Here is an 11,711-nt window from a genome sequence, read left to right as displayed (position 1 = left end):
AGCCTAACGGATCGGTGGTGCGTACATGATCCCGCCCTGATTCCACGGCCTGTTCAAACCGCGCTCCAGTTTCAGCGGGGAACCCTTACCGACGTTGCGCTCGAAAATTTCACCATAATTGCCGACCGCTTTGAGTACGCGATAAGCCCATTCCTTATCCAGCCCCAGCAACGCCCCCATGTCTTCGCCCGAACCCAGAATGCGCTGGATGTTGGGGTCATCGCTGACCTTCTTTTCATCGACATTGGCCTGGGTAATGCCGTATTCGTCACCTTCCAGCAGGGCATTCAGTACCCACTTGCTGATAGCGAAAAACTCGTCGTCACCCCGGCGTACCAGTGGCCCCAGCGGTTCCTTGGAAATGATTTCTGGCAGAATCAGGTGTTCATCGGGGTTCTTGGCGATGCTGCGTTCGGCAGCCAAACCGGAAGCATCGGTAGTGTAGGCTTCGCAACGCCCGCTGTGGTATGCACCGGTAGCAGCTTCGTTCTTTTCAAACACCAGCGGTTTGATGTCGAGTTTGTTGGCGCGAGCGAAATCGGTCAGGTTTTTCTCGGTGGTCGTGCCAGACTGTACGCACACGGTCGCACCATTCAGCTCCTTGGCACTGGCAACTTTCAGTTCCTTTTTCACCATGAAACCTTGCCCGTCGTAGTACATAACGCCGACAAAATTTGCGCCCAGTGAAGCGTCGCGGGTCAGTGTCCAGGTGGTATTACGCGAGAGGATGTCCACTTCGCCGGATTGCAGCGCGGTGAAACGTTGCTGTGCATTCAGTGGCACGTATTTGACCTTGTTGGCATCGCTGAGGATGGCAGCAGCAAGGGCTTTGCAGTAATCCACATCCAGCCCGCTCCATTTGCCCTGGCTGTCAGCGGATGAGAAACCCGCCAGTGCTACATTCACCCCACACACCAGTTCACCACGTGACTTGATGGTGTCGAGGGTTTTACCGGCATGGGCAGGCAGGGAAATGGCAGCAGTGGCGCACAGGGCAAAACCCGCCAGCCAGCGGGAAAAGGTCGTGTTTGGCATGGTGTTCCTTGGCAAATGATTAGTCTGGAATATCGGCAAATTTAAACAACAACTTGCCGACAAGTAAACAGCATCAATAAAACTTGCCGCGCATCAGTACCAGCGGAATCCCTGCCAGCACAAACATCAACGGAATAACCAGCCAGTTGCCCACCCTGACATAAGGTGTCGCTCCACTCATGGGCATGGCTTCACCGGTAATGACCGTTGCTTCGTACTGCGGCCCGGTGACGGTCACTTTGCCTTTTTCATTGATAATGGCACTGACACCGTTATTGGTGGCTCGTAGCAGGTAACGCCCAGTTTCCAGCGCCCGCATACGGGCAATTTCGGCGTGCTGTTGGGGTTCAATGGAGCCTGTAAACCAGCCGTCATTGCTGACATTGACCAGCATGGTGGCTTCAGGCAAACCCGCAATCATTTCTTCCGCATAGGCATCTTCGTAGCACACTGACACACGCACGGGCTGACCTGCCACTGTCAGTGTGTTCGTCCCTTCCCATGCGGTCACGTTGTCATACGGCAAGCGGATGATGTTTTTCAGAAAATCCAAGTATTTCAGGAATGGAATGTATTCACTGAACGGAACCAGATGCTGCTTGCCATACACGCTTTGTGCCGTGTGCAGGGATTGCTCGGCATCATGCCCCTCCCCCAAAGCCATCACTGCATTGTAAACATGGTCTTTTTCGCGGTCGAAATAGAAACCGCCGATCAGCACATCGGTTTTGGATTCACGTGCCCAATCCTGCAATGGCAAAACCACATCTTCCATCGAAAAATGGAAAAAGTCGGATAACGCCGTTTCAGGCCAGATGACCAGATGCGAATGTTCCACCGCCGGGAAACGGTCATAATCCATCAAGTCCAGATAAGCCTGCACGTTTTCAGTGCGGTATGCCTTGTCCCACTTGAGCAACTGATCGACATTGCCCTGCAACATACTGACGTACAAGGGCTTGTCAGACACCGGCTGTGTCCAGTTGATCTGCATCAGCCCCAGGCCACCCAAGGTTGTCACCAGCACAATTGCACCAGCAGCAATACGCTCTTTCAACGAACCCAGCAACGCCAGCAACAGGCAACCAGCACCCAGTGCCACCAACCAGCTTAACCCCAGTACCCCCGTTACCGGCGCATAACCTGCCAGCCAAGTATCAATCTGGGTTGTCCCCAGTTGCAACCATGGAAACCCAGTCAGGAACCAGCCCCGAAACCATTCTGTCAACGTCCACAAAGCCGGGAACACCAGCAGCAGTTTCATGCTGACCGACAGATGATCGAAATACGAAGCCAGCCAGCCAAACAGCATTAGACACAAGGCCACCAGCATCACAAACAGCAACACCATCAAAGCCGCAATCAGGCTGTTGGCTCCACCAAAAAAATGAATGCTGACATATACCCAGTGCGCCCCCCCGGCAAACATACCAATGCCGAATACCCAGGCCAGTTTCAGGCGTTGTTTCCGGGAAATGGATTTCAGGTTCAGCCAGAAAAAGACAGCAGGTACCAGCCAAGCAAACGGACGCCACTCGAAAGGCGCAAATGCCAGAACCAATAGTGCCCCTGCCAGCAAAGCCAACAGGTAATCAAGTTTGGAAAGGGAGTCGCGGAAAGACAGCATGAACCTATACCCGGTCAATCAAAACGTGGCGATTATAGCGCAGCCGTCTGTTCCTGATATGAATTTTCAATATACGGGGAAACTTCCAGCAGCGAAATCCGGCGATTGTCACTGCGCAGGATTTTGAACAACCAACCTGTCAGTACCACCTCTTCACCTTCTCGCGGAATTTTGCCCATTTCATCCATGATGATACCTGCAATGGTATCGAACTCATCCAACGAAAATCGTGTCCCTAACACAGCATTGATCTCTGCTACCGGTGTCAGCGCTTGTACCAGATAGAGGTTGTCACCTTGCGCCGCAATATTCACACTGGTGAGTTCTTCTTCATCGTATTCATCTTCAATGTCACCGACAATCTGTTCCAGCACATCTTCAAATGTCACCAAGCCACTAACACGCGAATACTCGTCAATCACCACTGCCATGTGATTGTGCGTATGGCGGAATTCCGCCAGCAAACGGCTCAGGCGCTGGCTTTCGGGCACAATCAGGGCTGGACGGATGATGGCATCAAGGCTGAAGGTGTCTTCATGCCCCATGTATTTAAGCAGGTCTTTTGCCAACAGAATGCCAGCCAGATGGTCATGTTCTTCATCCATGACCGGATAACGGGAGCGCTCGGTTTCGGCAATGGTTTGCAAAATCCGGGAAAAGCCATCCCGTTGGTCAATGAAATTGATTTGTGAACGGGGAACCATGATGTCCCGTACCTGAAGCGCCCCAAACTCCAGCACCCCCTGTAACATGCCCACCGTTTCATCAGGCAGCAGGTTTTTTTCATTGACCCGTTGCAGGTCTTCCAACAAGTCTTCCCGGCTTTGGGAGGTAAGATCGAGAGCCTGGATCAACCATTGTTTCCATCGCGGTCGAGGTCGCGACTCACCTGTTTCCGTATTCATGGTTCCTCAACATGTACTTGATATGGGTCTGGAAAACCGAGTGTGCCGAGAATGGTCGTTTCAAGGGATTCCATTTCAGCAGCTTCTTCATCGTTTATATGATCATAGCCTTGCAAATGCAACAAACCATGTATCAGCAAATGTGCCCAGTGCTGGGTCTGGGTTTTGCCTTGTTCCGCTGCTTCACGTTCCATGACCGGCAGGCAGATGACCAAATCCCCCAAGTAATCGGTTTCACCCTCTTCCAGCGGGATCGGCGGCTCATCGTAAGGAAAAGACAACACATTGGTCGGGTAATCCTTCCCCCGGTAATCGCGGTTGAGTTCCTGGCTTTCAGCTTCAGCCACCACACGCACCACCACACCGGCATCACCCTCGCCTTGCCATGCCGCTTGCGCCCACTGCAACAACTCGGTTTCAGCAGGCAGGGTAGCGTAATTTTCAGGATTCTGGATGTCGAGCAGCAAGGTCATGACTGTCATACGCCTCTACAATTTTTTGTACCAGTTTGTGCCGTACCACATCACGCCCACTGAAATAGTTGAAGCTGATGCCTTTGACGCCATCCAGAATTTCCGCCGCCTGTTTCAGACCGGATTTCTGATGACGTGGCAAGTCAATCTGAGTGACATCGCCGGTAATGACGGCAGAGGAACCGAACCCCAAACGGGTCAGGAACATTTTCATCTGTTCGGTGGTGGTGTTTTGCGCCTCATCCAGCAGGATGAAAGCATCATTCAGGGTACGCCCACGCATGTAAGCCAGCGGTGCAACCTCAATGACGTTGCGTTCAATCAGTTTGTTGACCTTTTCAATGCCGAGCATTTCATACAGGGCATCGTACATGGGGCGCAAATACGGGTCGATTTTCTGGCTCAGGTCGCCGGGCAAGAACCCAAGCCGTTCACCCGCCTCCACCGCAGGGCGTACCAGAATCAAACGGCGCACTTCGTCACGTTCCAGTGCCTCTACCGCACAAGCGACTGCCAGCCAGGTCTTGCCTGTCCCGGCAGGGCCGATACCGAAAGTGACATCGTGGATACGGATATTCTGGATATACTGGCTCTGCACCAAACCCTTTGGCTTGATGAAACCGCGTTTGGTACGGATACGCACATCATCACTGGTGTTGGCTTGTACCTTGTCCAGATTGGCTTCCTGCAAGAACAGGTGAATGCTTTCCGGGTCAAGCACGTTATCCGCTGTTTCGCGGTAAAGCCCTTGCAACAGGTTAATGGTGAGCTGGTTGGAAGATGGGTCGCCAGTGATCTGGAACAGGTTGCCCCGGTTACTAATGTCTACCCCAAGGCGTTTTTCCAGTTGACGCAAATGTTGGTCAAACTGACCACACAAGTTCATGAGGCGGGGAGTGTCGGCAGGTTCAAGCTCGAACTGGACGGTGTGCCTGTCATTTTCCGTCGCAGCAGTTGTTACTGTACTCAAAAAAGCTGAATGTCTGTAAGTTATTAATTGCTTGAAAGTATATAGGCAGGCACGTTCCGGTTCAACAACTGCCGCACCTTGCCATCCGTATTCAAAACTCAGTTGGGCTGATGATAATAGTCGTACTTGCTCAGCATTTCATTGGTAAAACGCCATGCCTCGTTGTATGACAAACCACTGTCACTAGGGATAACCACTTTCACATACAGGTCTGTACCGTATTTGGCTTTCAAGGCAGCCAGCCTGCTTTCCAGGGCTGGCAAGCCGACATTCGGTACAGTCGTGGAACCTGGCTCACGGATGGCATAACCCGATTTGCGATAGACCACTTCTACCACCTGTTTCCCCTTGGAGGAACGGGCAGGCTTGAGCAGTTTCTGATATTTTTTATCCAGTTCGGTGTATTCGCCCCGCAAGCTCAGCAACTGTTTTTCATGCTGGTCGACCTTGGTCAACAAATTGACAACCTGGGTGCTTTTGTCGGTCAACTCGGTTTGCATGGTGTCCAGCGAACGTTTGCGCATCTCAAGTTCTTCGGACTGCTCGCGGGAAAGTGCCTGCAAACGGGTAATTTCAGCCTCGTTGGTGCTAGTCAGGGTACGAGCTTCCTCGGTTTCAGCACGGCTGCGCAACAACTCCATTTCCAGAGTGGAAGCCCGTTGTTGCAGGTATTCCAGTTGTTCTTCCAGCGTGGCATTTTCCTTGAGCTGGAATTCAGCCAACTGGGTGGCCTGTTGTGCCTGCGCGGATGCCTGTTGTGCCTGCTCAGCAGCTTTTTGTGCATCCTGTGCAGCTTGCTGGGCTTCCTGCTTGGCAACTTCCTGCGCTTTGACGCTATGCTTGAGTTCATCCAGCAGATTACGGTTGTTCAAGGCCATCACCACAATCACCAGCAGGAAAATCTTGAGGATCACCATCATCACATTGCTGAAAGACGACCAGAAGCCCTCTTCCATGTCTTCCTGTGAGCCACCACTGAGTGATGGAAAACCGCTGTTCATGGTTTATCCTTGCTATCCAGCCGAAAACCTTCCCGGATGGAATCACGGATAACACGGATATTGTCACCACTACCTGCCACAGCAGCTTGCAGATCATCCACTGCCAGTTGCAGCCGCTCACCGGCTTGCAGGAAACGGTTTTGCACCAGCCCGATGGTTTCGGATGCCTTGCGCAGTTCCGCAGCCAGCACTGCCACATCATGCATCAGGTTATTTTCGGCATGTTTGAAGCGCGGCAGGATATACAGTGAGGTGACATCTTCGATGTTCGCCAGCAACTGGGTACGTGCATCCTGCAAACGCAGGTAAAAATAGGCGAAAAATACGTAACAGATAATGGCTGTCACCGTGGTACTCAGGGAATTGGACATACCACCGATGATGTCCCACATGTTTTTCATGCTGTCAGGGGAATTCATCAGGCCAGCCGCCCCCATTAAGGCAATAGCCAGGGAAATGACAGTTGCCAGTACCCCCGCCAGAATCAGGATACTGTTGACAAAACGCACCAGGGTAAACTGGGATGCTTGACCAGCAAGTAGCGTCGCCGCCAGTGCAGCCTGATTGATCGGCGCATGTTGGCGGGCAATGGTTTGCACCGCGTAATAACGGTTGACCACTAAAGCCGACTCTGGCAATCCATACGCCGGGTTGGCAGCATTATCTTCCGCACGCTTGATGAAATTCTCCAGCATATCCTGTTCACGGCTATACACCAGAAACAACAGGATCATGCGCACCAGCCCAATCAAAAAAATCAACAGGATGACACCATTCAGCACCAGACCCAACTGGCCTGCTTGCGTGGTGTAAAAGAATTGCGTCACCACATCCTTGTTCAGCAAGACCCCAGCTCCCAGCAGGAACAGCAGGATCAGCATCTGTAACAGGGTCAGGTAGTAACGTGTCTTAATTGGTTTCAGCATCAGTATCAGAATCCCTCGAATATGGCTGACGTGGTATGGCTTCGACAGGTACAGGTTCGCTCATGTTCCGCCCCGAGGAAATTCCCAGTTCAGACAGTTTGCGTACACCGGGCAAGACACTGCGTTCCAATGAACCGAGCGCCTTATTGTACGTTTCCACGCTGGAACCCAGATTACGCCCCAAACGCTCCAGATGCTCAAGGAACACGGTCAAGCGTTTGTGCAACTCTTCACCCAGATCGCGTACCTTGCCTGCGTTTTCAGCCAGAACGGTCTGTTTCCACCCGAATGCCACGGCCCTTAACAAAGCAACTAGGGTGGTCGGTGTTGCCAGAATGACTTTATCATTCAGGGCATCATGCAGCAGGCTTTTATCCTGTTCCAGGGCTGCGCCCAGAAACTGCTCGCCGGGGATGAACAATACCACAAAATCGGGGGATTGCTCGAATTGCTCCCAATAACGCTTGCCTGCCAGCACTTTCACATGTTCGCGCACATGGCGGGCATGGCGTTGCAGGTGACGTTTGCGGATTTCTTCATCATCTGCACCCGCTGCATCCAAATAGGCATCCATCGGTGCTTTGGCATCCACAATCATTTCACGCTTGTCCGGCATCCGTATCACCATGTCAGGGCGAATGGTGCGTTCGGCATTACTGCGTTGCGCCTGCTCAACGAAATCACAATGCTCGACCATACCAGCCAGCTCGGCAATACGCCGCAGGCTAAGCTCTCCCCACTGCCCACGGATACCAGGGGTACGCAAGGCAGAAGCCAGGCGCCCGGTTTCACCCCGCAGGGCAGCCTGGTCATGCATCATGCCCCGAATCTGCTGACTGAGAACACCGAAACTGGCTTGCCGTTCCTTTTCAATCTCACGGATTTGCTGCTCGGTTTTCGCCAAGGCATCACGGATCGGCTCAACCAGATGCTGGATAGAGCGCTGCCGTTGCTCTAGATCGGCGCGTGATTCCACCTGAAAACGCCCCATGCTTTCCTGTGCCAGTTGTAGAAACTGGGTATTGTTTTCACGCAAAGCCCGCTGGGAAAGAGCCGCAAACGTGTTGTGCAGACGGTCTTGCGCGTCATCCAGCATTCGCAGACGCTCTTCGTGGATTTGCTCTTCGCTTTGCAATTGCATTTGCAGACGCTCAAGCTCACGACGAGCTTGCCGCAAAGGGTTGCTATAGATGAAATGCGCTACCAGCAACCCAAACAGGAACATGCTTATTGCTGTAATGAAAACAATGTGTTGATCAACAAAAGCACCAAGCTGGAAGGCGTTGTTATCCATACTGTGCATTCAGATAAAGAACAAAATGAGGAATCCCTCCCGACCCCACAATAGGGAGGAAAATATTCAGTGCTCGCGCTCCGGCAAGGCAATATTCAATTCCAGCACATCATAATCTGTGCCTTTCTCAAACTGGACATTCACCTGCTCCTCGGTAATCGGTACGTATTTGCGGATCACACTCATGATGTCGCGGCGCAACTGCGGCAGATACTCGGGGCCGTTGCGGTCAATCCGCTCATGCGCAATGACGATTTGCAACCGTTCTTTGGCCAGTTTGGCGCTACCCTGCTTTCCTTGCCTGAAATAATCAAACCATGCCATAACTCACCCGAACAAACGTTTGAAAAAGCCTTTCTTTTCCACGTCCAGAAAACGGTGTGGGACGGTTTCACCTAGGAATCGGCGCACAAAATCATCATACGCTTGTCCGGCATCACTGGCCTTGTCCAGAATGACTGGTGAACCACTATTGGATGCCTGCAAAACACTTTGCGACTCGGGAATCACGCCAATCAAGGGTACAGCCAGAATTTCCAGGATGTCTTCCATACCCAGCATTTCACCAGCCTCTACCCTGCTGGGGGAGTAGCGGGTAATCAGCAGGTGCTCCCGCACGGAATCACCCTGCTCCGCCTTCTGGGTCTTGCTTTGCAACAAACCGAGAATACGGTCGGAATCACGTACTGAGGACACTTCCGGGTTGGTGACAACAATCGCATCATCGGCAAAATACATGGCCATGTGTGCTCCCCGCTCAATACCAGCCGGAGAATCACACACCACGAAATCAAAATGGTCTTCACGCAGGTCATTGATGACTTTACCTACGCCTTCCTTGGTCAGGGCATCCTTGTCACGGGTTTGGGAAGCAGGCAGAACATGCAGATTTTCGGTACGCTTGTCACGGATCAACGCCTGTTTCAGGCTTGCCTCACCGTTGATAACATTCACGAAATCATAGACGACGCGCCGCTCGCATCCCATGATAAGGTCAAGATTGCGCAAACCCACATCAAAGTCGATAACGGCGGTCTTGTAACCACGCAGAGCCAGCCCGGTGGCGAATGCGGCACTGGTAGTCGTTTTGCCAACGCCACCTTTACCCGAAGTCACTACAACTATCCTGCTCAAAAGAGGCTCCTTTATTATTTACATCAGAGGGCGTGGATTGATACAGAATCCAGTACAGGATACTACCAGAAACAACGCTTTTTTAGTAGAAAATCAGAACATCGGCGCGATTTTCAACTTTTCCCCTTCCAGCCATACCATCGCGGGTCTGCCCTTCAAATCCGTGCTGATATCGTCCAGCAAACGGTAATTCCCGGCAATTGCCACCAACTCGGCTTCCAGTTTCTGGCAGAAAATGCGGGCGCTGGTATCCCCTTGAATACCCGCCAGAACTCGCCCGCGCAGGGAACCGTACACATGCACGGAACCACCCGCCAGAATTTCCGACCCGGCGCTAGTATGTTGTAGCACGACAATATCGCCATCAGGAAAATAAATCTGCTGACCGGAACGTACTGGACGATCAATAACCTCGATACTCTTGCCGGAAGCATTTGCACCTCTGGTAGCTGGCTTTTCAATACGCGCCGCAGGAGGCACACGCCCACCGCGCAGGATAGCCCAGCCAGCCTGTGTGGCTTGTTCAATACAGACATCAGGCAGATGACGAATACCTACTGGTATAAACCCTAGGTCAGTAATCACAGTTCGCAGTTGCTGCATGTCCAGTTTTTGACACTCTTCACCCAGCGCCTGACAGTCAACCACCAATGGGCTACCTGCAAACAGGGTCGGCAGGCTGTCACGCTTGCTCCGCAAGCCTTGCCTGACCTGCACCATATCCGGGGATGCCAGTTGCAGGACGCTGAGCATGGTCATTTCGCCCTTGATCTCCACTGAATCTGCTGACAAATTAAACACTCCTGCTAACACAAACCATTAACTATTGCTATAAATTTATCCGACAAACGGACAAATAGAAAAGTCTTATTCTTAAAAACAAGATTCTATCTTTCACCCTGTTAATTTATAATTCAGTTGCACGGGGCAAAAGAAGAATAATTGAACATGAATTTTTTTGGGGCTTATACCATGAACAGGGGCGATTCAACTTTCCAGCTCTCGCTGGCGCTTGTCACACTACTAGCCATCCAGCCAGCATTAGCTCATGCAGGCTTGACTGATACTAGCACACCTTCCCTGCAACTCGCGGCGGCTGTTGAAACCTCGCAAAATCATCAGGAAGCCGCCAAACAGTTTGCCATTGCCAGCGACTTGCTCACCAACAAGAACGGGGGACAAGCAAAACCCCAGGAAGGCATCGAGTGGCTTGAACGCTCTGCCGCGCAAGGTTACACACCTGCCCTGTTCGAGCTTGCCAATTTCTACGAAAACGGTGTGCATGTAAAGCAGGACATCAGCAAAGCGGTCGACCTTTACGAACAGGCGGCAAAACAGGGGCATGTTGACTCGCAGTACAACCTTGGTGTGCTGTTCCTGCGCGAACCCGAAAACATTGACAAGGCCATCCACTGGTTTGAACAGGCCGCCCGCCAGCAGGACGTTGCCGCACAATACAATCTTGCCTTGCTGTATGACGCAGATAAAAACCGTAAGGCTGACCAGACTGAAGCCACCTATTGGTTCACCCAAGCTGCCCAGAACGGACACAAGGATGCCCAGTTTGACCTCGGCGTGCGTTACCTGAAAGGCATCCATCAACCGCAGAACCATTCGCAAGCAGCTTTTTGGTTCCGTAAGGCTGCTGAACAGCACGATCCTGCTGCTGCCTTTAACCTTGCCCTGATGTACGAAGAAGGGCATGGGGTGGAGCGCAGTGCTGACCAGGCGCTTCACTGGTACAAGGAAGCCGCCCGTCAGGGAGAACCCGGCGCACAATATAATCTTGGCATCAAATACCTGCTGGGTGAAGGAATGCCTCAGGATGCCAAACAGGCGATGGAGTGGATCCGCAAAGCCGCTGAAGGCAAAAATCCGGCTGCCCAACACACCATTGGTTTTATGTACGATCAAGGCGTTGACCTGCCCAAAGATGATGCAATGGCATTGTACTGGTATCGCCAGTCTGCTGATCAGGGCTACGCGGAAGCACAAATGGGTCTTGCCAGTATGTTTGCCGAAGGTCAGGGTGTGACTACCGATCTCGCTGAAGCCGTCAACTGGTTCCGCAAGGCTGCCGAAAACAATAACCCGGTAGCCCAGTTCAACATGGGTACTTATCTGGCGCATGGCATAGGCACTGCTAAAGATTTACCCGAAGCCGCTTACTGGTTATCGCGGGCAACAGCGCAACATCACGAACACGCGGCAGCCAATCTTGAATTTGTGCTGAAACAACTGACCGCCAGTGAACGGCAGGAACTCGACCGGCGCTTGTCTACCACCCCGCATATTCCGCAGCAACAGGACAAGTCTGCTAGCATCCAGTAGAATGCCGGGCTTTAA

At 52.3% G+C, this 11,711-nt stretch carries 12 protein-coding genes; 1 reads left to right on the top strand and 11 read right to left on the bottom strand.

The window, feature by feature from the left end:
* Positions 1-3: 3 nt before the first annotated feature.
* The 11 genes from B2U47_RS12945 to minC all read right to left on the bottom strand — a co-directional run bounded on the left by B2U47_RS12945 (position 4) and on the right by minC (position 10,166).
* The gene (locus B2U47_RS12945) at positions 4-1,035 is read right to left on the bottom strand and encodes an amino acid ABC transporter substrate-binding protein (protein ID WP_296674271.1); all 1,032 of its coding nucleotides are present in this window, start codon (positions 1,033-1,035) and stop codon (positions 4-6) included.
* Between the two features lie 73 nt (positions 1,036-1,108).
* Complete coding sequence (lnt, locus tag B2U47_RS12940) at positions 1,109-2,662, bottom strand: apolipoprotein N-acyltransferase (RefSeq protein ID WP_296674269.1); 1,554 nt, start codon at positions 2,660-2,662, stop codon at positions 1,109-1,111.
* Positions 2,663-2,694: 32 nt separating this feature from the next.
* Positions 2,695-3,567 carry an HlyC/CorC family transporter gene (locus tag B2U47_RS12935; protein ID WP_296674267.1) on the bottom strand — a complete coding sequence of 291 codons (873 nt, stop codon included), beginning with the start codon at positions 3,565-3,567 and terminating at the stop codon, positions 2,695-2,697.
* Complete coding sequence (ybeY, locus tag B2U47_RS12930) at positions 3,564-4,049, bottom strand: rRNA maturation RNase YbeY (RefSeq protein WP_349675737.1); 486 nt, start codon at positions 4,047-4,049, stop codon at positions 3,564-3,566. Before ybeY ends, B2U47_RS12935 begins: the two co-directional genes overlap by 4 nt.
* The gene (locus tag B2U47_RS12925) at positions 4,009-4,926 is read right to left on the bottom strand and encodes a PhoH family protein (protein WP_296674390.1); all 918 of its coding nucleotides are present in this window, start codon (positions 4,924-4,926) and stop codon (positions 4,009-4,011) included. The genes ybeY and B2U47_RS12925 overlap by 41 nt, the downstream gene beginning before the upstream one ends.
* A gap of 182 nt (positions 4,927-5,108) precedes the next feature.
* Positions 5,109-6,011 (bottom strand): hypothetical protein, encoded by a 903-nt coding sequence (locus B2U47_RS12920; protein WP_296674264.1) that lies wholly within the window; start codon positions 6,009-6,011, stop codon positions 5,109-5,111.
* Positions 6,008-6,937: a hypothetical protein gene (locus tag B2U47_RS12915; protein ID WP_296674262.1), complete on the bottom strand. Its 930-nt coding sequence runs from the start codon at positions 6,935-6,937 to the stop codon at positions 6,008-6,010. Before B2U47_RS12915 ends, B2U47_RS12920 begins: the two co-directional genes overlap by 4 nt.
* Positions 6,921-8,231 (bottom strand): DNA recombination protein RmuC, encoded by a 1,311-nt coding sequence (locus tag B2U47_RS12910; protein ID WP_296674258.1) that lies wholly within the window; start codon positions 8,229-8,231, stop codon positions 6,921-6,923. Before B2U47_RS12910 ends, B2U47_RS12915 begins: the two co-directional genes overlap by 17 nt.
* 66 nt (positions 8,232-8,297) lie before the next feature.
* The gene (minE, locus tag B2U47_RS12905; protein WP_296674254.1) at positions 8,298-8,555 is read right to left on the bottom strand and encodes a cell division topological specificity factor MinE; all 258 of its coding nucleotides are present in this window, start codon (positions 8,553-8,555) and stop codon (positions 8,298-8,300) included.
* A gap of 3 nt (positions 8,556-8,558) precedes the next feature.
* On the bottom strand, positions 8,559-9,365 hold the full coding sequence (gene minD / locus B2U47_RS12900; protein WP_296674252.1) for a septum site-determining protein MinD: 807 nt from the start codon (positions 9,363-9,365) through the stop codon (positions 8,559-8,561).
* Positions 9,366-9,458: 93 nt separating this feature from the next.
* Positions 9,459-10,166 carry a septum site-determining protein MinC gene (minC, locus tag B2U47_RS12895; RefSeq protein WP_296674249.1) on the bottom strand — a complete coding sequence of 236 codons (708 nt, stop codon included), beginning with the start codon at positions 10,164-10,166 and terminating at the stop codon, positions 9,459-9,461.
* 171 nt (positions 10,167-10,337) lie between these two features.
* Here minC and B2U47_RS12890 point away from each other — a divergent pair, with 171 nt between their 5' ends.
* On the top strand, positions 10,338-11,696 hold the full coding sequence (locus B2U47_RS12890) for an SEL1-like repeat protein (RefSeq protein ID WP_296674245.1): 1,359 nt from the start codon (positions 10,338-10,340) through the stop codon (positions 11,694-11,696).
* Positions 11,697-11,711 lie beyond the last annotated feature (15 nt).

It is taken from the genome of Thiothrix sp. UBA5583 (assembly GCA_002425225.1).
Taxonomy (GTDB): Bacteria; Pseudomonadota; Gammaproteobacteria; order Thiotrichales; family Thiotrichaceae; genus Thiothrix; species Thiothrix moscowensis.
This window is presented reverse-complemented; position numbering and strand designations above follow the sequence as displayed.